Annotated in this window: 22 protein-coding genes and 1 pseudogene; 9 read left to right on the top strand and 14 right to left on the bottom strand. The window is 60.9% G+C overall.

The genetic code is table 11. The features are described 5' to 3' along the window. Positions 1-22 precede the first annotated feature (22 nt). Both AC6I6U_RS25200 and pcrP read right to left on the bottom strand, forming a co-directional pair. A complete protein-coding gene (locus tag AC6I6U_RS25200) occupies positions 23-286 on the bottom strand; it encodes a DUF4404 family protein (RefSeq protein ID WP_497878715.1) in 264 nt (87 codons plus the stop codon). A 122-nt stretch (positions 287-408) separates the two neighbouring features. Next, positions 409-1,020 carry an HAD superfamily inactivated hydrolase PcrP gene (gene pcrP / locus AC6I6U_RS25195; RefSeq protein WP_497878714.1) on the bottom strand — a complete coding sequence of 204 codons (612 nt, stop codon included), beginning with the start codon at positions 1,018-1,020 and terminating at the stop codon, positions 409-411. Positions 1,021-1,225: 205 nt separating this feature from the next. Between pcrP and AC6I6U_RS25190 the strand changes: the two genes are divergently transcribed. Beyond that, the gene (locus AC6I6U_RS25190; RefSeq protein WP_497878713.1) at positions 1,226-1,912 is read left to right on the top strand and encodes an MlaA family lipoprotein; all 687 of its coding nucleotides are present in this window, start codon (positions 1,226-1,228) and stop codon (positions 1,910-1,912) included. 156 nt (positions 1,913-2,068) lie between these two features. Here AC6I6U_RS25190 and AC6I6U_RS25185 read toward each other — a convergent pair whose 3' ends face one another. Then, positions 2,069-2,365 carry a PilZ domain-containing protein gene (locus AC6I6U_RS25185; RefSeq protein WP_497878712.1) on the bottom strand — a complete coding sequence of 99 codons (297 nt, stop codon included), beginning with the start codon at positions 2,363-2,365 and terminating at the stop codon, positions 2,069-2,071. A 274-nt stretch (positions 2,366-2,639) separates the two neighbouring features. On the opposite strand from AC6I6U_RS25185, the gene rssB reads away from it, so the two are divergent. Both rssB and rssC read left to right on the top strand, forming a co-directional pair. Further along, positions 2,640-3,821, top strand: a complete 1,182-nt coding sequence (rssB, locus tag AC6I6U_RS25180; RefSeq protein ID WP_497878711.1) for a two-component system response regulator RssB — start codon at positions 2,640-2,642, stop codon at positions 3,819-3,821. After that, complete coding sequence (gene rssC, locus AC6I6U_RS25175) at positions 3,821-4,303, top strand: anti-sigma factor antagonist RssC (protein WP_177062480.1); 483 nt, start codon at positions 3,821-3,823, stop codon at positions 4,301-4,303. The genes rssB and rssC overlap by 1 nt, the downstream gene beginning before the upstream one ends. 213 nt (positions 4,304-4,516) lie before the next feature. On the opposite strand, the gene dusA is transcribed toward rssC, so the two are convergent. The 4 genes and pseudogenes from dusA to AC6I6U_RS25155 all read right to left on the bottom strand — a co-directional run bounded on the left by dusA (position 4,517) and on the right by AC6I6U_RS25155 (position 6,697). Next, entirely contained in the window at positions 4,517-5,518 is a 1,002-nt protein-coding gene (gene dusA / locus AC6I6U_RS25170; protein WP_497878710.1) for a tRNA dihydrouridine(20/20a) synthase DusA, read from the bottom strand. 189 nt (positions 5,519-5,707) lie between these two features. Then, positions 5,708-5,989 (bottom strand): type II toxin-antitoxin system RelE family toxin, encoded by a 282-nt coding sequence (locus AC6I6U_RS25165; RefSeq protein WP_497878709.1) that lies wholly within the window; start codon positions 5,987-5,989, stop codon positions 5,708-5,710. Beyond that, positions 5,979-6,226, bottom strand: a pseudogene (locus tag AC6I6U_RS25160) (type II toxin-antitoxin system Phd/YefM family antitoxin). The gene AC6I6U_RS25165 and the pseudogene AC6I6U_RS25160 overlap by 11 nt, the downstream one beginning before the upstream one ends. Before the next feature lie 120 nt (positions 6,227-6,346). After that, positions 6,347-6,697 (bottom strand): DUF7693 family protein, encoded by a 351-nt coding sequence (locus tag AC6I6U_RS25155; RefSeq protein WP_497878708.1) that lies wholly within the window; start codon positions 6,695-6,697, stop codon positions 6,347-6,349. A gap of 545 nt (positions 6,698-7,242) precedes the next feature. Here AC6I6U_RS25155 and AC6I6U_RS25150 point away from each other — a divergent pair. The 5 genes from AC6I6U_RS25150 (at position 7,243) to AC6I6U_RS25130 (ending at position 9,666) form a co-directional block, all read left to right on the top strand. Next, positions 7,243-7,644 (top strand): hypothetical protein, encoded by a 402-nt coding sequence (locus AC6I6U_RS25150; protein WP_497878707.1) that lies wholly within the window; start codon positions 7,243-7,245, stop codon positions 7,642-7,644. Positions 7,645-7,658: 14 nt separating this feature from the next. Next, on the top strand, positions 7,659-7,979 hold the full coding sequence (locus AC6I6U_RS25145; protein WP_497878706.1) for a hypothetical protein: 321 nt from the start codon (positions 7,659-7,661) through the stop codon (positions 7,977-7,979). 255 nt (positions 7,980-8,234) lie between these two features. Beyond that, positions 8,235-8,384, top strand: coding sequence for a hypothetical protein (locus AC6I6U_RS25140; RefSeq protein ID WP_497878705.1), 150 nt, complete (start codon positions 8,235-8,237; stop codon positions 8,382-8,384). 101 nt (positions 8,385-8,485) lie between these two features. Next, complete coding sequence (locus AC6I6U_RS25135; protein ID WP_497878704.1) at positions 8,486-8,716, top strand: hypothetical protein; 231 nt, start codon at positions 8,486-8,488, stop codon at positions 8,714-8,716. Positions 8,717-9,387: 671 nt separating this feature from the next. Next, positions 9,388-9,666 carry a DUF3077 domain-containing protein gene (locus AC6I6U_RS25130; RefSeq protein WP_497878703.1) on the top strand — a complete coding sequence of 93 codons (279 nt, stop codon included), beginning with the start codon at positions 9,388-9,390 and terminating at the stop codon, positions 9,664-9,666. A gap of 222 nt (positions 9,667-9,888) precedes the next feature. On the opposite strand, the gene AC6I6U_RS25125 is transcribed toward AC6I6U_RS25130, so the two are convergent. Both AC6I6U_RS25125 and AC6I6U_RS25120 read right to left on the bottom strand, forming a co-directional pair. Then, entirely contained in the window at positions 9,889-10,707 is an 819-nt protein-coding gene (locus tag AC6I6U_RS25125; RefSeq protein ID WP_497878702.1) for an HDOD domain-containing protein, read from the bottom strand. A 149-nt stretch (positions 10,708-10,856) separates the two neighbouring features. After that, entirely contained in the window at positions 10,857-11,468 is a 612-nt protein-coding gene (locus AC6I6U_RS25120; protein ID WP_497878701.1) for a DUF7673 family protein, read from the bottom strand. A 169-nt stretch (positions 11,469-11,637) separates the two neighbouring features. Here AC6I6U_RS25120 and AC6I6U_RS25115 point away from each other — a divergent pair, with 169 nt between their 5' ends. After that, positions 11,638-13,068 carry an aminotransferase-like domain-containing protein gene (locus tag AC6I6U_RS25115; RefSeq protein ID WP_497883097.1) on the top strand — a complete coding sequence of 477 codons (1,431 nt, stop codon included), beginning with the start codon at positions 11,638-11,640 and terminating at the stop codon, positions 13,066-13,068. Here the strand turns inward: AC6I6U_RS25115 and AC6I6U_RS25110 are convergent. Genes AC6I6U_RS25110 through AC6I6U_RS25090 form a run of 5 tightly spaced genes read right to left on the bottom strand, consistent with a single transcriptional unit; the run spans position 13,034 to position 18,137 of the window. Next, positions 13,034-14,170 carry an aminotransferase-like domain-containing protein gene (locus AC6I6U_RS25110; RefSeq protein ID WP_497878700.1) on the bottom strand — a complete coding sequence of 379 codons (1,137 nt, stop codon included), beginning with the start codon at positions 14,168-14,170 and terminating at the stop codon, positions 13,034-13,036. The genes AC6I6U_RS25115 and AC6I6U_RS25110 overlap by 35 nt on opposite strands. Before the next feature lie 16 nt (positions 14,171-14,186). After that, positions 14,187-15,770 carry a class I tRNA ligase family protein gene (locus tag AC6I6U_RS25105; protein ID WP_497878699.1) on the bottom strand — a complete coding sequence of 528 codons (1,584 nt, stop codon included), beginning with the start codon at positions 15,768-15,770 and terminating at the stop codon, positions 14,187-14,189. 1 nt (position 15,771) lies between these two features. Then, positions 15,772-16,101: a cupin domain-containing protein gene (locus AC6I6U_RS25100; RefSeq protein WP_497878698.1), complete on the bottom strand. Its 330-nt coding sequence runs from the start codon at positions 16,099-16,101 to the stop codon at positions 15,772-15,774. A 19-nt stretch (positions 16,102-16,120) separates the two neighbouring features. Next, positions 16,121-16,900: a phytanoyl-CoA dioxygenase family protein gene (locus AC6I6U_RS25095; RefSeq protein WP_497878697.1), complete on the bottom strand. Its 780-nt coding sequence runs from the start codon at positions 16,898-16,900 to the stop codon at positions 16,121-16,123. Between the two features lie 34 nt (positions 16,901-16,934). Next, the gene (locus AC6I6U_RS25090; protein WP_497878696.1) at positions 16,935-18,137 is read right to left on the bottom strand and encodes an MFS transporter; all 1,203 of its coding nucleotides are present in this window, start codon (positions 18,135-18,137) and stop codon (positions 16,935-16,937) included. Positions 18,138-18,139 lie beyond the last annotated feature (2 nt).

The following is an 18,139-nucleotide window of genomic DNA, read 5'->3' as shown; positions in this document are numbered from 1 at the left end:
TTCATTGGGCTGGTGTGAGGGCTCAGATACCAATATTGCCCAGGGTATTCACGATATTGCGCAGGGTGCCGGCGATCGTCGGATGTTCGAGTTCGAAGCGCTCTACCGCCAGGTTCACCCCGTCGGCCAGGTTGTTGTCCTGGGTCGTGTTGTTCAGTTTCAACTGCAGTTCGATCTGCTGCATCAGGCCCTGCAGGTGGGCGCGCTCGGCTTCGGACAGCGGCGGATTCTGTTCAAGTTGCTCGCGCAGGGTATCGAGTTGTTCTTGCAGTTCGCGGGCAGGCATGGTGGTTTCCTTCTATGGAGAGTCACAGGCATAGACCCTGTCCCAACGAGAAAGGTCGGTACCTGACTTTCAGAGTAATCCACTATGGCGATCCGTGCCTGATCCCGGTCAAGATCGTCGTATCAGGGTTTTTCGCCCTTGAGGCGCCGCAAGGCGATGTCGTCCAGGCAGGTGGACAGTTCGCCGAGGTGGTCGATGACCGAGTGCACGCCGAGGCTGAACAGTTCCACGGTCGCCTTGCCGCGTTTCCGCTCCCGTTCCTGGCGGCTCAGTGCCTGCCATTCCTGCGGTGTCAGCCCGCACAATGGGCCGCAGGAGGCCAGGCCGATGGTCCACAGGCCGGCATTGAGCCCCGATTGCAGTAGGCGCGGCTCGCCGCTGACCAGCACGCAGCCCTCCAGTTGCTGCACGCCGAGGCCCATCAGCGCCTGCCAGCAGGCGTTGGGCGCTGGCCAACGGGCGTCCTCGGCGACGCCGGCCGGCTTCACCCAGCCGGGCAGGGTGGCGGCCAGTGGCAGGCTGACGTCGTGGGGCAGTTCGTCCATCCAGGCACAGGGCACGCCGAGCTGTTTCAAATCCTGTAATACTTCCAGTGCACCGGGCGTGGCGTGGCTATGATCATCGGGACGCTGGCCAGTCCGCGCCCGGGCGCCGAAGTCCACCAGGCAGCCGGTCAGGCCGAAGAGCAGGGCGGTGGGCGTAGGCAACGGTGTGGTGGCGGCAGTGAGTGGCATGGCAACGTCCCTGAAATAACTTCGCAGAATAAGGCGCTGCCATGACAGTTGGATGAATTATCACTGTCGGCCTGACTTGTAATTCTTTGTAGGACTTATCCCGGCCATACTGCCTAAATGCAGGCATCCGCTTTATACTGGCCTCAATCATCAGTTGGTCAGGGCACGGCGCCCGCATCCCGTCTCATCCAAGGAGTTTCTTTCTATGCGCTGGATCGATCGTCTAGCTCAAGTGTCGTTGTGTGCCAGCATGGTGCTGGTGCCTTTTGCCGCGCAGGCGGCAGACGAAGATCCGTGGGAAAGCGTCAACCGTCCAATCTTCAAGTTCAACGACACCCTCGACACCTACGCCCTGAAACCCCTGGCCCAGGGCTATCAGACCGTGACCCCGCAGTTCCTGGAAGACGGCATCCACAACATTTTCCGTAACTTCGGCGATGTCGGGAACCTGGTCAACGACGTGCTGCAATTCAAGCCGCAGGCAGCGGGTGTCGATACCGCACGCCTGTTGCTCAACACCACCCTGGGCGTGGCGGGCTTCTTCGACGTGGGCACCAAAATGGGGCTGCAGCGCAACGATGAAGACTTCGGCCAGACCCTCGGTCACTGGGGCGTGGGCAGTGGCCCGTACGTGGTCATTCCATTCTTCGGCCCAAGCACCCTGCGGGATGCGCCGTCCAAGGTGGTCGACAGCTACACCGAACCCTATCGCTACATCCATGACGTTCCGGCACGCAACATCACCATGGGCCTGGATCTGATCGACACCCGTGCCAGCCTGTTGTCGAGCGAGAAGCTGATCAGCGGCGACAAGTACATCTTCATCCGCAACGCCTACCTGCAGAACCGCGAGTTCAAGGTCAAGGACGGCAAGGTCGTCGACGACTTCTAGTGTCCGATCCTGCCAACAAAAAGGCGACTCCAGGAGTCGCCTTTTTCATGCCTGCCTGAAACGCCGGTCCTGGGAACTCCGTTCCCCCGTGTAGGAGCCCGGCTTGCCGGCGAACCGCCAAGGGCGGCCATCCCCCACCCATCTCAAACGAATCGCTCAACTCATCTTGAGAATATGCAACCCCAGCCTCTGCCCCCCATCCTGATCCCTTACCCACACTACTTCGGTTTCTGCTTCCAGCCCTTTCAGCGACGGGTGATCGGAGTCGATCCTCACCAGCAACCGGTCTCCCGCCTTGAATGCCCGCGGCGCAGCCACCTGCATCCCGCTGCTGGACAGGTCCAGGCACACCGCCGAAATCTCCAGCCCGGCATGGATCAGCGTCACGTCGGCATCGACGCGCATCCGGATGTAATCACGCTTTTCCGTGTAGTCACGATCGGTTTGGCTCATCGACTTCGTCCTTCCATTCCGTTGTGGTTTTCACACTTCTTATAACTCCCGGTGATTTGAGGTGTAAAGACCTCAAGCGACCATCGGCATGAGCTTGAAACGCCCGGCGGATGGGAGTACCGTCTGCGCCTTAGAAGGGCACCTCTGATACCGATGCACCGGACCTGATCGTTCGGCTGCTCGAACCGGAGAGGCTAGAAAGCGAATCCAGTAGTACGAGTGGGGTCCAGGCCTTGCTGTCTACGCCAACCTAATTCTGGCTCCGTTTGCCCACATGCAGAAAACCAGTGCCACGCTGCTGATAATAGATGACGACGAAGTAGTGCGCGCAAGCCTTGCGGCCTATTTGGAAGACAGCGGATTCAGCGTCCTGCAAGCCAGCAACGGCCTGCAGGGACTCCAGGTATTCGAGCAGGCCCGGCCCGACGTGGTGATCTGTGACCTGCGCATGCCCCAGATGGGCGGCCTCGAACTGATCCGCCAGGTCACCGACCTTGCGCCGCAGACCCCGGTGATCGTGGTCTCGGGTGCCGGCGTGATGAACGATGCCGTCGAGGCCTTGCGCCTGGGCGCAGCGGACTACCTGATCAAGCCCCTTGAAGACCTCGCCGTACTCGAGCATTCCGTGCGCCGGGCGCTGGATCGTGCGCGCCTGTTGCTTGAGAACCAGCGCTACCGTGAGAAGCTCGAAGCCGCCAACCGCGAACTCGAGGCCAGCCTTCACCTGCTGCAGGAAGACCAGAACGCCGGGCGCCAGGTGCAGATGAACATGCTGCCGGTCAGCCCCTGGAGCATCGACGACTTCCATTTCGCCCACCAGATCATCCCGTCGTTGTACCTGTCGGGCGATTTCGTCGACTACTTCCGGGTCGATGAGCGGCGAGTGGCGTTCTACCTGGCGGATGTTTCCGGCCACGGCGCCTCATCGGCGTTCGTCACCGTACTGCTGAAATTCATGACCACGCGCCTGCTGTTCGAATCCAAGCGCAATGGCACCTTGCCGGAATTCAAGCCGTCGCAAGTGCTCGGTCATATCAACCGCGGGTTGATCAACTGCAAGCTGGGCAAGCACGTGACCATGGTCGGTGGCGTGATTGACGAGGAAACCGGGCTGTTGACCTACAGCATCGGTGGGCACCTGCCGCTGCCGGTGCTCTACACTCCGGACAGTGTGCGTTACCTGGAAGGGCGTGGTCTGCCGGTCGGCCTGTTCAACGAGGCCACCTACGAGGACCACATTCTGGAGCTGCCGCCGACATTCAGTCTTACACTTATGTCTGATGGCATTCTGGACCTTTTGCAACAAGATACACTCAAAGAGAAAGAGGCTGCCTTGCCTGAATTGGTGAGAACAGCCGGTGGCAGCCTGGATGGCTTGCGCCAGGTTTTCGGATTGGCCACGCTAGGGGAGATGCCGGATGATATCGCCCTGTTAGTGTTGAGCAGGAACCTTTGATGAGTACCGGTAGAATCCAATTCGCCGAGCAGGATGGCACCTTCGTTCTGAAGTTCGTCGGTGAAGTGCGCCTGACCCTGTGTTCAGCGTTGGATGCCACGATCGAGAAGATCTTCACGGCGCTGAATTTCACGGCGATCGTGATCGACCTGACCGAAACCCGCAGCATCGACAGCACGACCCTGGGCTTGCTCGCCAAGCTCTCGATCCTGTCGCGGCAGAAAGTCGGCCTGTTGCCGACCGTAGTGACCGTCCACGACGACATTACCCGCCTGTTGCAATCCATGGGTTTTGACCAGGTGTTCAACATCGTCAACCGCCCGATTCCGTGCCCGGAATGCCTGACCGACCTGCCTTCGCAGGACCAGTCGGAAGAGGTGGTGCGGGTCAAGGTGCTGGAAGCGCACAAGATCCTCATGGGCTTGAACGACTCCAACCGCGAAGCGTTTCACGACCTCGTGAACGCGTTGGAGCGCACTTGAGCCACTGACGCCTCGAGGCGTACAAAAAAGGGCGACACCTTGCCGGGTGTCGCCCTTTTTGCGCTGCCTCTTTCAAAGCTCAGCTCGAGCTTCCTGTGGAGCGATGACCCTCTGTGGGAATAATGATCCCCTTGTGGGAGTGATGATCTTATGTGGGAGCCGGCTTGCTGGCGATGAACGATAACACTGCCCCAACTGACGCCCCGCCAGCGATCAGCGTCCCTCCAGCAACTCCCCCGCCTGATCCAGCAACGCCAGCGGATCCTGCGCCTTGTGAATATCCACCGACAGCAACTGCCGGAACCGCCGCGCCCCCGGGAACCCGGTGCCCAGCCCCAGCACATGGCGGGTCACATGGTGCATCGCCCCGCCGCTGGCAATATGTTCGGCCACATAAGGCCGTAGCAGCTTCAGCGCCTCGGCGCGGGAAATCACCGGCGCCGTGCTGCCGAACAGTTGCTGGTCGACCTCGGCCAGCAGATACGGGTTGTGATAGGCCTCGCGGCCCAGCATCACCCCATCGAAGGTCTGCAGATGTTCCTGGCACTGCTCCAGCGTCTTGATTCCGCCGTTGAGTACGATCTCCAGCTCCGGGAAATCCTGCTTCAACCGCGCGGCCACGTCATAGCGCAGCGGTGGAATCTCGCGGTTCTCCTTGGGCGACAGGCCTTCCAGGATCGCGATCCGCGCATGCACGGTAAAACTGCCACAACCGGCCTCGCGCACCGTACCGACGAAATCGCAGAGTTCTTCGTAGCTGTCCCGGCCATTGATGCCGATGCGATGCTTGACCGTCACCGGAATCGACACCGCATCACGCATCGCCTTCACGCAATCGGCTACCAGTTGCGGATGGCCCATGAGGCAGGCACCGATCATGTTGTTCTGCACCCGGTCGCTGGGGCAGCCAACATTGAGGTTCACCTCGTCGTAGCCGGCTTCCTCGGCCAGGCGCGCGCAGGCGGCCAGGTCGGCGGGCGTGCTGCCACCCAGTTGCAGCGCAAGCGGGTGCTCGGAGGCGTTGTAGCGCAGGAAACGCTCGCGATCGCCGTGGAGGATTGCACCGGTGGTGACCATTTCGGTGTAGAGCAGGGTGTGCTTGGAGAGCAGGCGCAGAAAGTACCGGCAATGGCGGTCAGTCCAGTCCATCATCGGCGCAACGCTGAAGCGGCGCGAGGGCTCGGAGCGGGTGGGGGTAACGTCGTTCAAGGGCATGGAAAATCGGTCGCTGTGGGCACAGCCGGCGCGAATGGGGCAGGGCGCGGGCTTGAGTGGCGTGGGGCTGAATGGGGCGGAGTTTATCAGGAAATGGGCTTGGCTGGCGGAGGAGGCGAGGGGCTGGTCAAGCCATTTTTCCTGGCCGGTGCCCAAGACGTGCCTTTTCACTACTGGCGCAAGGTCCTCTCAGCGTCTCTTGGCCTCGCTATAGACATCACCCCGCTCACGCTTACCCACTGCAATGACCGTAACCACAAGAACCTCATCTACCACCCTGTAAACCAAGCGATACCTAGCCGTTCGCAGCTTGATTTTGTACGCACTGGCAAAGCCGTTCAGGCGATCCCCGGGCACATGGGGATTGCCAAGGCGTTCCTGCAGTTTTCTCTTGAACTGCTCACGAACTGTCGCTCCGAGCTTTTGCCATTCCTTCCAGGGTTTTTCAGAGAACTCCAGCTCATAGCTCATCAAGGGAGACCTTGATGGTTGGGTCGTTCTCCCGCTCGCGGCAGATGGCGGCCAGTTCCATGTCCTCCAAGCGGTCCAGCATGGCCTCATATTCCTTGGCTGGGACGCAGTAGAATGCAGGCTCGTTACGATTGAGGATCGCCACAGAAAAGCCACCGCCAGCCGCCACGGTGCCCATTGGGTTTTTCTTCAGTTCGGAAATGCTTGCACTACTTGCGACAGCAAGACGTGGGCCATTGAGAGACTCCTTTGGAGTGCTTTAAAGAGTGCTTAAAATAGCATTTTCCTCAGAAAAAAGCTCCCGCTGTGCAGAATATGGAGCAGCTCAGAGGATGGGGCAAGAGAGCATGATTGCGATCAAAGCGCTTTCAGGCGTTCTTCCAAGACCTTGTGCTCCCAGGTGCTGAGCAGGGCAATTGGATCAGTTCCGTATCGATCTCCAGGGGCGAGCTGCCACACCCTCCCGTCAGGGCACTCACACTGATTGCAGTAGTCGAGCGCATCACCATCGTTGCAAATCGTGATTCGCCACCCTTCGACGTCGACCGCAAAGTGGCCGGTGTCGGCCCCGTTCCCGGTTTGTCTGCGGGCTTTCACCATAGTCCTTCGTCCAAGAACGACATCTCGCAGTACCTGGCAGACCTCCCGTGTCGTGAGCGCGCCAGTGGATACCTCATCGCGATCGCCTGCGATGGTGGAAGAGTTCATTACAGGTCGTCTCCTGCTGACATTTTCAGGGCCCGGCTTGTCATATATTTGGCAAACGGGAAAGGCTTACTTTTATACCTGTCGACATTGATAGAAAATAAATCCGTCCCGGTTTTCCCTCCGTCCCGGTTTTCCCTCGTCCCGGTTTTCCCGGATGCCGTAGCAGCAGGGAAAATTTTGAGCCTGCGAAATTGAAGAGGGATCATAGATGCGGGTCATAGGATGGATATTACGGGTGTTGGCGTGCGTATGGCTCGTGTCTGGAGGGCTGCGTGTTGTGCTCGCATTCATGGTGGCGAGAGCGCAGGGGCCAGGTAATCACTTGTTGATGGGGACTATCACCCTAGTGCTTGCGGTTGTGACGTTCTGGGTAAGCGGCAAGCTGTTAGATAGAGCTGACAAAGCAAAACAGGCAGCCCAGCGCAGAACTAAATGGTAGGGGAAACGTACCAGGTACACCACAAGACCAACCATCGAGCTGGGCCGAGGCAGGAGAAGGGGTCGGTGATCGGCGCCCAGGATTGAGCAGGCAAGAGGAGTGATTTATGGCTTGGACCGTTTGGATACCTCTGCTGGTTGCGGTTTGTGCTGCTGTAATGGCATTCGTTTCCGGCATTTTGATCGAACGAAGCAAAAGACGAAATGCGCTCCGAACAGAGGCTTATGCAGAATATCTTTCAGCCATTGCTTGTTCGGGTAACCCAAGTGATCGTCCGAAAGTTCTAGCGGACGCAGCGTTAGCAAAATGCAAAATCGTGATCCATGGTGCAAGCGAGGTCATAGCTGCGTTAAGTGCATTTGAGCAAGCCGGTGCTGCTGCGGCAACGGAGGAAGGTAGGGAAAGTCTCATTAGCCTTGTCATAGCCATGCGTGGTGACGCAAAGGTGAGACGAGGTGATATCGCCCGAGTCCTACTAGGAGAGCCTGGGCCGAGCAGCCGGGAATGATAGGAAAACGAGTGATGAAGCGTCTAACCAGATCAGAGTTAATCGAGTCAGTGTTAGCTGAAATGGATCGCGTCTGGGGGCCGGAGGGTTTCGGCGGTGAAGCTGAAGCCTATACGTGGCTGAAAGAGCACTTTGGAATATCGGAAGAGGAAGATGTGCAGTGGCAGGACATACTTTCGGATTGGGCAGGCACGTTTGATGAAGATACGGCAGATCTGGAAGAGGACGAAATAAACCAAGTGAGATCGTTTCTCCAGGACGATTCGAGCGTGACTGCTTTCCTGGAGTCGTTGCTCCAGCGCTACAAAAGCTGTGATGCGACGTACCCAAGCTAACAGCGAGGAAAAGGGCGCCATTATGATTTCTCCACCAATCACCGAGCCTGTCGCTCAGTTCGTCTGGCACTGTGTTGAAGGGCGACTTTGGCCGATCACATTGATCGTGGGCAGCAACTGGGTGACAGCAACCGACCCGAGCACCTACCTGGTCAACGCGGACGAGCCAGCCACCTACGAACAAGTCCAAGCCATGCTGATAGAGGCTGGTGGCATAGGCCAGTGGTACCCAAGCGAATAGGAAGGAAATCGACCATGAACAACGCAACCACCATCACCGTTGATCTGCCGTCGCATGTGCTCGACAAGCTGGAGGCCTATGCGCGCGCCCGTGAGGCCGTGTTTAACGTGGACAGGCGAACTGGTATCCAGGGCATGAATGAAGCCGAGCGCGAGGAGCAGTAAGCAGGAAAACTCGCTCAGCTGTACCCCAAACCCTGGCCTAAAAACCGGGGCCGAGGGCGTAGAAGAGGCGCGGTTTTCGCGTCTGCGACAGGGAGAACCATATGAAACGTCTGCCAGAAGGAGTACGCAGGGTTTGCGCTGTAGTTGGCGTGCTGTTTGTAATTTGGTGGATCGCCGTAATTGGCTTTCTTTCTCACGGGTTCACGCAAGTCCAGCCGATCGGCTGGGTTGTGCTGGGGCTGGGTGCCATCCTGGCATACCTTATTCCAGCGCTGCTCTACCGGATCTACAGATGGATCAGAGATGGATTCGTTATGGATGCTCAACGCTAAAGGAAAGGAACACCATGACCAGCTTGATTTTCAGCTGCAGGATGGCCACTTTCGAGCCGAAGCTGCCCCTCGCGAATGGCAGAAACCTACATTAGGTGAGTCAGTGGTACAAAAATGGTACAGGCTCTAGGGGTCTCATCTGTAAGGCCTGCAGCGCAAGGCTTTCAGGAAAAATAGGTCCAATCCATCATCGGCGCAACGCTGAAGCGGCGCGGAACGAAAATGCGAAAATGGGACAAATATATTTTCACAACCTGCTGTACTGGTGAAAATGAATCCATTCCCATTTTTGCCATTCTGCACCGAAACGTCTTGCCTCAAATGTCACCTTGAGCGCCCCCGCCACTCCTCTATGCTTGAGCTGTCGCTGCCAATTCAGCGGCCGGGCCTGAGAATCCGTGAAACAATAGGCGCACAGGCGCCACCATCCATTAGACTGTTGGCGCTATTTTTGTGTCCGCACGTCTGTGTCATGGCGGCTGTGCGCGGGAGACTTCGGTCTGCCGGGTTCCTATTGGCCCGGTTTCTCAGCCTGCGCACAGCTGCCACCTCTTCGCCTGAGAACGAATGTGGCAGCTTCCTTCACTAGGAGCTAGGCGTATGTTCGTTTCCACTGCGTTACGTTTTCCACGTCCAAACCTCGACACCCTTGCCATTGCAGGAGGTGCCCAATGAACAATCCCCTTTCGAGCAAAACCGTGGGCGCCGTCACTTTCGCGACCTGCGGTTCTCAAGGTCGTGAACTGTTTCGGGTCAATTCTGGCGTACCGATTCAGGAAGCGCTGGAGCATGCCTCCTTGCTGCTCCACTGCGCCAAGACGCTCTCCCTTGACGCCGCAATCGACGCAGATGGCTCCCGTTATGCCTGGGCCTCCCACTACCTGGCCGAGATGGGCAAAGCGGTGATCGATGATCTGACACAGGCCATGCTGCGGGAGGCGGCGGTCTAGGCGGAAGCTGGAGGCTGCGTTCTGAACGAGAGGCTGTGGAGCGGCATTCGTCGGGATGGGGCAGGGCGCTGGCTTGAGTGGTGCGTGGGGCGAATACTCAGAATTCACAACATAGGCTGGCCCCGTTGCCCCTGGCTCTGCCTCGCGCCGGCGCCAGGCAGTACTGGCACCTCGCAAGCTCCTGGCACCGGGCTCCCGCCTGGCCCCCATGACCCACTCCACTCAGGCAAGGAAGTCGGCGAACGCCTTGTCCTGTTCCAGCACCAGCGGCAGCTTGCCGAACAGTGCGTCGAGGTCGACTCCCTCGAACAGCGGGCCGCCCACGGCATTGCGCGCTTCCGGGGTCGGGCCGCCGTGCTGTTCCAGCCCATCGCAGATTTCCATGGCCTGGGCGATGATCCGCGCATAAGGCTGGCCATCCGGCGCGAGGTGCGGTTGGCCCTGGTAGCGGATGGCCGACTGGATGGTCAGCGGCAGGTTCCAGCGCTTGCCCAGTTCCGCGCCGACTTCCGGGTAGCCGAAGCCCAGTTGCTGGGTTTCGCTGGCGGCGCGGCTGGTGGTGCCACTGGCGCCCTTGATCCGGGCGGCGTAGTCCGGCGCACCGGTCTGGATCAGTAGCTCGCCAATGTCGTGCATGACCCCGCAGGTAAAGGCCACTTCACCGTCGAGCCCGGCCTGGCGGGCCAGCAGGCGGCTGACACTGGCGACCTGGAAGCTGCGGCCCCAGAACACCTTGAGGTCGAAACCCGGCGCCGACTTGAAGGCCCCGGTCACGGCCGAAGCCAGCACCAGGGTGCGCAACACGTTGAAGCCCAGGCGCAGGGCGGCGTCCTCGATGCTGGCCGACTCGCGTGCACCCTTGAAGCGCGCCGAGTTCGCCAGGCGCAGGACCTTGGCGGAGACCACCGGGTCGCGCTGGATATTGCGGGCGACGTTTTCCAGGCTTTCGTGGGGGTTGTCGAATTGCTGGACCAGCTCCAGCGCGACCTGGGGAATGCTGGGAAGACTGTGCAACTCCGAAAACAGCTTATCGATATCCATGGCAAGGCCTTTTCATCCAGTGGAGACTCTTTACGATAGGCAATATTTCGCCGTCTGCACGTCGTCTTTGAATACCCCGAAAAGGCCGAATCGGGGTCTGGCACAGTGCTATCAGCGCTGGCCGGTGGAGGCAGTCGCGAGACGTATGGCTAGCGTGCCATCGCCATCCCGCGTGCAGTCGAACGCAGGCGCCGCTCTCCCATCAGGGTGCGCAACTCGATCCACAGCGTCATCGGGATCGGGTGGCAGTCCTGCTCCCACTCCTTGTAGATCGCGGTGGGCACCCGCACCAGCTCGGCACAGGCCTGCGGGGTCAGGTCGTGGCGCCGGCGGAAGGCTTTCAACTCGGGGCCGGCCGGATGCTTGGGGGCGATGCCGAGGACTTCGGGGAACCAGGTCGCCAGCAACGACCGGGCCCGTGCTTCATGGCCGAGCTGGGATGCGCCAATGCCACGCTGCTGCAATTGCACCATCAGCTGGAACACCTGGGACATGTCGGCCGCGACCGGAGGGGAGACTTTCCAGCCGATGAGCGAAAGGTCAATGCCGCCCACTTCGCCGGGGTAAAACCAGCCGAGCAGAAAGGTGGCGCAACGGGATGCTTCGAGTGTCTGGCCATGCGCTACGGTGAACAACCGATCCAATGCGTCCAGTTGGTCCTCGAAGTGTCTGCCGGCGGATATCGATCCCACGGTCACCGGCTTTCTGGTCAACTGTTCTGTGCTCACTTCAAGCATCGAAACCTCTGCGATATTCGGCATTTCACCCGGAAACTCCATGCTTCCGCTGTCTTGTGCAAGCGTTCTGGACGCTGGGGCGGGACTCACTATCGACGTTGTCTGGGGACACAACAAGTAACAGTTCCTCCCCATTTATGATTAACTGTTCTCCTAATAAGACCGAACAGTGGGCGTGGCAGTGAAAGACTTCATGGTGAGCAAGGACGATGACCTTTCCCTGACCCAGCAACTGGTCAATGGCATCTGCCAGTGGATCGAGGCGCAGCGGATTCGCCCGGGCACGCGCCTGCCGTCGATCCGTCAACTGGCCCGGGAGAAACACGTCAGCCATTCGCGGGTCATCGAAGCCTATGATCGGCTGGTGTCGATGGGCATCCTCGAGTCGCGCCAGGGCAAGGGCTTCTTCCTGGTCGAACCGATAGCGGCAGAGAGCGCCCCCCCGCCCGAGGTGCAGAAGATCAACGATGCCCATTGGCAGCCGCTGACCCAGTTCTGCAAGAGCCGGCTGAATCTGTGCTGCGGCTGGATTCCCGAGGTCTGGCGCGAAACCCAGGCCATCGGTTTCGCCATTCGCCAGGTGACCCGCACCGACCCCGACAGCCTGTTCAGCTACAGCACGCCGCTGGGGCTGCCATTGCTGCGCCAGCAGATTCACAAGCGCCTCGAACGGATGGATGTGCGGGTCGATCACGAGCAGATCCTGACCACCCAGGGCGTGAGCCATGCCATGGACTTGCTGGTCAGGGATCTGCTGCAGCCGGGTGACTGTGTCGTGGTCGAATCACCGGGCTACCCGAACCTGTTCAATCTGCTGCAAGCCAGCGGCATCCGCATGTTGACGGTGCCCAGGGAGCAGGACGGGCCGGACATCCGCCACCTGGAAGCCCTGCTGCAATGCCATCGGCCACGCTGCCTCTTCATCAACAGCATGTACCACAATCCCACCGGTACCTCGCTGCGCCCGGCGACTGCGCATCGGCTGTTGCAACTGGCCGAGATCCACGACTTCCAGATCATCGAGGACGATACCTACGCCGACCTGCATAACGGTTCCTGCACACGCCTGGCCAGCCTGGATTCGCAGAACCGGGTCATTTACGTCGCCAGTTTTTCCAAGACCTTGAGCGGGTCGCTGCGGGTCGGTTACCTGGTCTCCAGCGCGCAGCGAGTACGCCGCCTGGCCCAGCTCAAGTCGGTGACGAGCATGGGCACCTCCCGGTTCATCGAGAGCGTGGTGGCCACGCTGCTCGGTAACGGCGCCTATCGCAAGCTGGTGCAACGCCTGCGCGACCGCCTGGACAAGGACATGGCCCATACCCTCAAGCGCCTGGAGGACTATGGCTGGGAAACCTTCGCCGAGCCGGTCGGCGGCATGTTCGTCTGGGCGCGTTGCAAGCCGTTCGGTTTTGCCCAGCTCAATGCCGTGGCCGCGTCCTGTGACGTGATGCTGTCCAGCGGTGATGCCTACTATCTGGACGGCCAGCGCAGCGACTGGATCCGCATCAATGTCGCCTACGCCGGTGATCCGCGCGCGACCGAATTTTTCCGGCGCCTGGCTGCCGCTCGCAGTGCCTGTCCAGAAGAGGCTAGCGAACCAGCGAGCGATAAGCCTCCTCGATGATCTGCAGCCCCTGGCGGATCTGGCTCGGCGACAGGTAGCTGAAGCACAGGCGCACATAGCGCCGCGATTGCGGGCCATTGTGCTGTCCGTGGGACAAGCGCACGTTGCCCAGCTCCCTGGCCTTCTCGATCAGCGCCGCCGGCTCGACATCGCCGGCAATCCTGACCCAGAACGAGAAGCCTCCGGTGGGGACCAGATAGTCCTGTACGCAGAACGTGCAGGATTTCAGCAGGCCGGCCATCAGGTCGCGCTTGGTCCGGTAGTGTTCGCGCAGGTCATCGATGTGCGTTTCGAACGCTTCGTTCTGCAGCAGGCTGAGTACCAGGTTGCTGATCAGCGGGCTGACGCCGCCATCGAGCTTGAGCTGGGCCAGGCCGCGGATGATCGCCGGCTCGGCCAGCACCCAGCCCAGGCGCAGCCCCGCGCCGGCGATCTTCGAGCAACTGTGCACGTTGATCACTCCCTGGCCTGCCGGCAGCACTTCCGGGCGCTGGGATTGGTAGGGCAGTTCGGAGTAGACCAGGTCCTGGATCAGCGGCACTCCGTGGCGATTGAGCAACTGCGCCACGGCCTGCATGCGCTCGACGGAGAAACAGCATCCGGTCGGGTTATGGAACACCGGCGAGGTGTAGTAGAGCGCCACCTTGCCGGTGGTGCTGGTCAAGGCGTGGGTCAGCTCATCGAGATCGACGCCGTCGCGGTCCATCCCCAGTTGGATGACCTGCGCCCCGGCCACGGAAAAGATCCGCAGTGCGCCCAGGTAGCTGGGGTCTTCGGTGAGGACGATGTCGCCCGGATCGATCAGCAGGTCCGCCAGCAGCGTCAGGGCCTGCGAAGCACCGGCGGTCACTTGCACGTTTTCCACCATCACCTCGTGGCGCCGGGCAATGGCCTGGCGCAGCTCGGGCAGGCCCAGGGAGTCGGTGTACTGGAGCAGGTCGCCGATGCCGACCCCGGTCGCTGGCAGCGGCGAGGTCGGCAGGGGAATACCGGCGAAGGTCACCGGATCGGGCATGCCGATCGCGAAGTTGATGACCTGTTTGGTCGATGAGTAATCGAACGCACCAAAGTCACTGGCGCGCTGACTGCGTAGCGAGTACATGTTGTTCTCCTCGGCCTCAGGCGATGGCGGCGGCGGCGCGAAAGCGTTGCTTGTACGCGCGGATATAGTGGTCGGGGATGTGCGCATCGATCATCGGGAATGACGCCTGCGGCAACGGCCAGGCAGGCAGTGGCAGCGGCTGGCTGGCCGCTGTCCAGTCGGCGCCGAAGTACAGCGCGGTGTAGCGCTGGGTCCATTGCGGGATGAAGGGCGCGAGCATGCCCAGCAGCGCCGAAACCTGTTTGGCTTGCCAATGTGGGGCGGTATCGGTGATGTCGGCGTGGTCGATGAAGTCTTCGATCGCCTGCAGGGCGTCCCAGAACGCCAGCCCGTCCATGGCGCGGGTATGGCGCGCCACCTGTTCGGCCAGTCGGGTCGGCAAGGGTTCGTCGACGACCTGCCGGGCCTGCCGGGCATGGGCGCGCAACGCCGCCTCCCAGGCATGCAGCTTCTGTGCGGCGGCCATCAGACCTTCGAGTTCGAACTCGTTGTCCTGGTTGCCGAAGGGCTTGGCGATGCTCGCCAGGTACAGGCGCAAGACGTTCTGGTCGATCACCTTGGCCACTTCATCGGCCCAGATCACATGATCGCGGCTGGTGGAGAATTTCGACCCTTCGAGCGTCGAGAAGTCCTGGATGCTCTGGTTGAACGGCGCGGCGAAGCCCCGGCCGAGCAGGCTCGCGGTAACGCCTACGGTGTAGTAGAAACGGTTGTCCTGGCCCATGAAGAACACCACCCGGCTGTCCGGGCTGGCCATTACCTGCTGGTAGTCGCGGTCTTCGCGCGCGCACAGCCGACGGATACCGGTATCGAAGCACCACAGTCCCTCGAACCAGGTCAGCAGGGTTTGTCCGGCAACGTCGTCGGGCTCGCCGAGGACCACGCCGCGCTCGAAATGGCGGGACATCGGCAGGGTGCGCAGGGTCTCGTGCAGCCAGGTCAGCTCAAGGTCCTTGATGGTTGCCGGCCACTGGCTCTCGGTAATCGCCTGTTGCAGGGTCGGTGCGAGCTTTTCGATATCCAGGTGGGCCTGGCGGATCGGCTTGAGGCTCAGCGGCCCGGAGCAGGGCGCGTGCCGCGGTTGCTTCAAGCGGGAATGGGGAACGGCCAAACCGCAGTTTTCACAGAGGTTGCTGTCGGTCGGCGCCGAGCAGTCCGGACACAGCCCGCTGGCCAGCGAGTCGGCGGCGAACTCGGCGCAGGTTTCGCAATACAGCTGCACGCCGTCCTTGATGGCGATGAACCCGTTGTCCTTGAGTGCCCGGTAGATAGCCAGGCTGTTGTCGATATGGTCGGCGCTGGTGGTGCGCACGAACTCGTCGGGCTCGATGCCGATCGCGCCCAGGCAGGCGAGGATCTCGCCGTTGTGCAACTGGGCCACCTCGTCCACCGGCCGTTGCAGCTTCTGCGCCTTGACCAGGGTGTAGGTGCCATGTTCGTCGGAGCCTGTGACATGGAACGCGCGATGCCCGGCCTGGCGCTGGAAGCGCACGTAGATATCGGCCAGCAGGTAGACGCCGGCGATATGCCCCAGGTGCAGCTTGCCGTTGGGGCAGGGTGGAGCAGGACAAACGAAGTAGGTTTTTTGTGTGTCAGTCATTTTAATCCCACCAGACGGCCAGGAACTTCAGCGGCTGTTGTGAATGTGTGTTGTGAATGGAGTGGGGGATATGCGGCTTCATGTAGAACAGCATCGAGCCGGCCACCGGCATCTGCCGCTCCTGCTCCTGGAAAATCCCTTCGCCCTCCATCAGTACCCACACTTCATGTTCATGATGCGAGTGCAGATCGACCGCGCCACCAGGCTCGACTTCGACAATCGACATGCCGAACTGCGGGCTCAGGGTGGTGGGCAGGTGATCCAGCAAGCGGCAAACCAGCACGCCGTATTCCGGGCGCATCATCTGCGGCTCAATAGGCTTTACATGCATGTCGATCTCACCCAGTCGTTCAGTCGCGGTAGAAAATGCCGTTGGACGGCTTGAGGTTTTCCAGGTCGGCCACACGGCCTTCAGGCGGGTTGTAGGCGCGCTTCATCGCGTTGTATTCATCGCGGGTCGGGCCGCCCGTCGAGGCGCGCTGGTAGACCAGGTACAAGGTGCGGCGCGAGCGGTCGCTCTTGTTCGGCAAGGAGTAGTGCGGGGCGTAGTCGTCGAAGATGAAGATGTCGCCGGCGCGCCACGGCACCTCCTTCCAGCTGAACTGCTTGGCGACTTCCGGCAGGATCACCCCGCCCTCGTCCATGGGGAACACGCCCTGCTTGTGCTGGCCGGGGCTGAAGAACAGCCCGCCGTTGCTGGAGTCCGCGTCGTCGATGGCGACGGCGACCACGGCATGAACCATCCGCTCCTTGAGCTTGTGCGGGATGTGGTAGATATCCTGGTGGGGACGGAAGCCGCCGCTGTCCGGGTACTTGAAGATCAGCAGTTCCTTGAGGCGGCGGGTCTTTTCATCGAGCAGGTGTTCAACGGTGCGGGTGATGCGCTCGTCCTGCAGCAACACCTGCTGCAGGCCGGGGTGGAACTCGATGAAGTTCTCGACCTTGGAGGTGATCTTCTCGCCCTTGTCGGTCTTCTCGAACCACATCATCCAGCGATCGTCGCTGATGTCCCAGCGCCCGATTTCCTGGGTGAATTCGGACAGCCGCGCCAGATCTTCCGGCGGGAAAAAGCCTTCCAGCCGAATGTAGCCTTCGTCGTGCCACTGGGTTTTCTGAGCTTCAGACAACATCAACGCTACTCCTTTACGTGTGATTAACCAGTTTTCAAACAGCCAGCATCTTGCTGCTGCGGGTACTCGCCATCAGTGCCAGGTTGGTCAGCGCGGCGACGAGCAGGCACGCCAACACCCAATCGACGCCCCAGCGACTCATGATCGCGCCGCCGATCGAGGGAAAGCCGAACAGACCAATGAAGTAGCCCAGGGTGAAGACTTGCGACGTGACTGAGGGCGACAGCCCGTTCGCCTCGGCCTGGTTGACCGCCAGGCTGTTGAGCGTCGAATAGCTCAGGCCGTAGCCGATGGCGAAAATCACGGTCGCCAGCAGATAGACCAGCGTGCTGTCGTCGTTGAGCAGGAACATCCCCAGCGACAGGCTGGTGAACAGGAACAGGCCGATCGCCAGGCGTTGTAGCGGCAGGCGACCGATCGAGCGGGCCACCGAGAAGCGCAGCAGTACGCTGGTGAGGGTGAAGGTGATGAAGAAGTTGTCGGCTTTCAGCTGGCGTACCTGCGCGTAGCTGGCCTGGTAGGTGGACAGGCCCGAGAAGATGCAGGCGCCCAGCACGATCATCGCGATCGGCAGGGCCGCGCGGCTCCCCAGCAGTGCCTTGAGATCGACGATTCGCAGCGAGACTTGCCGGGTGGCGGACCTGGGCAGGTTGACCATGGCGCGCCGGGCGAGCACCACGCACAGGGCCGATACCAGGCAGGCGATGCCCAGCAGGGCGTAGAACAGGCCATAGCTGCCGGTGGCCTTGACCACCAGGTGACCCAGTGGCGTGGTCAGGCCCAGCCCGGCCATCTGCGCCCCGGACATGATCGTGAAGTATTGCAGGCGGGCAGCAGGGCGCAGGTGATGAATGATCTGCAGGGGCGCCAGGATGTAGAACACCGACCAGCCCACGCCCAGTAGCAGCCCGCCCGGATACGCCGCGCCGGGCATTCGCGCGGCACAGGCAAAGGCGAACATCGCCAGGGCCATGGCCAGGCAGGCAACCGTGATGCTACCCATGACGCCGATGCGCTGCGCCGCCCAGCCCGCCAGGCAGCAGCACAGTATGGTGGTGATCATCCCGGTCGAGATCACGCTGCCGACGGCGGCCTTGTCGAATCCCATGGCCTGCAGGTACTCCGGCAACAGGAAGCTCGATCCGTAGGCGCCGGCGATGATGATGCCGGCGATCAGGAACGGCAGGAACGCCGAGGACGGCAGCCGGTCGGGTAATGGCTCAGGTGTTTCGGGCATGG

The organism is Pseudomonas sp. UTLPPB19802 (genome assembly GCF_059730225.1).
Note: the sequence above shows the minus strand (reverse complement) of the source record. Positions and strands in the feature narration are given on the sequence as shown.

Bases quoted from the DNA above. Each gene is read 5' to 3' on its own strand.
- AC6I6U_RS25200 (WP_497878715.1), bottom strand. From the start codon at position 286: ATGCCTGCCCGCGAACTGCAAGAACAACTCGATACCCTGCGCGAGCAA.
- pcrP (WP_497878714.1), bottom strand. From the start codon at position 1,020: ATGCCACTCACTGCCGCCACCACACCGTTGCCTACGCCCACCGCCCTG.
- AC6I6U_RS25190 (WP_497878713.1), top strand. From the start codon at position 1,226: ATGCGCTGGATCGATCGTCTAGCTCAAGTGTCGTTGTGTGCCAGCATG.
- AC6I6U_RS25185 (WP_497878712.1), bottom strand. From the start codon at position 2,365: ATGAGCCAAACCGATCGTGACTACACGGAAAAGCGTGATTACATCCGG.
- rssB (WP_497878711.1), top strand. From the start codon at position 2,640: ATGCAGAAAACCAGTGCCACGCTGCTGATAATAGATGACGACGAAGTA.
- rssC (WP_177062480.1), top strand. From the start codon at position 3,821: ATGAGTACCGGTAGAATCCAATTCGCCGAGCAGGATGGCACCTTCGTT.
- dusA (WP_497878710.1), bottom strand. From the start codon at position 5,518: ATGCCCTTGAACGACGTTACCCCCACCCGCTCCGAGCCCTCGCGCCGC.
- AC6I6U_RS25165 (WP_497878709.1), bottom strand. From the start codon at position 5,989: ATGAGCTATGAGCTGGAGTTCTCTGAAAAACCCTGGAAGGAATGGCAA.
- AC6I6U_RS25155 (WP_497878708.1), bottom strand. From the start codon at position 6,697: ATGAACTCTTCCACCATCGCAGGCGATCGCGATGAGGTATCCACTGGC.
- AC6I6U_RS25150 (WP_497878707.1), top strand. From the start codon at position 7,243: ATGGCTTGGACCGTTTGGATACCTCTGCTGGTTGCGGTTTGTGCTGCT.
- AC6I6U_RS25145 (WP_497878706.1), top strand. From the start codon at position 7,659: ATGAAGCGTCTAACCAGATCAGAGTTAATCGAGTCAGTGTTAGCTGAA.
- AC6I6U_RS25140 (WP_497878705.1), top strand. From the start codon at position 8,235: ATGAACAACGCAACCACCATCACCGTTGATCTGCCGTCGCATGTGCTC.
- AC6I6U_RS25135 (WP_497878704.1), top strand. From the start codon at position 8,486: ATGAAACGTCTGCCAGAAGGAGTACGCAGGGTTTGCGCTGTAGTTGGC.
- AC6I6U_RS25130 (WP_497878703.1), top strand. From the start codon at position 9,388: ATGAACAATCCCCTTTCGAGCAAAACCGTGGGCGCCGTCACTTTCGCG.
- AC6I6U_RS25125 (WP_497878702.1), bottom strand. From the start codon at position 10,707: ATGGATATCGATAAGCTGTTTTCGGAGTTGCACAGTCTTCCCAGCATT.
- AC6I6U_RS25120 (WP_497878701.1), bottom strand. From the start codon at position 11,468: ATGCCGAATATCGCAGAGGTTTCGATGCTTGAAGTGAGCACAGAACAG.
- AC6I6U_RS25115 (WP_497883097.1), top strand. From the start codon at position 11,638: ATGGTGAGCAAGGACGATGACCTTTCCCTGACCCAGCAACTGGTCAAT.
- AC6I6U_RS25110 (WP_497878700.1), bottom strand. From the start codon at position 14,170: ATGTACTCGCTACGCAGTCAGCGCGCCAGTGACTTTGGTGCGTTCGAT.
- AC6I6U_RS25105 (WP_497878699.1), bottom strand. From the start codon at position 15,770: ATGACTGACACACAAAAAACCTACTTCGTTTGTCCTGCTCCACCCTGC.
- AC6I6U_RS25100 (WP_497878698.1), bottom strand. From the start codon at position 16,101: ATGCATGTAAAGCCTATTGAGCCGCAGATGATGCGCCCGGAATACGGC.
- AC6I6U_RS25095 (WP_497878697.1), bottom strand. From the start codon at position 16,900: ATGTTGTCTGAAGCTCAGAAAACCCAGTGGCACGACGAAGGCTACATT.
- AC6I6U_RS25090 (WP_497878696.1), bottom strand. From the start codon at position 18,137: ATGCCCGAAACACCTGAGCCATTACCCGACCGGCTGCCGTCCTCGGCG.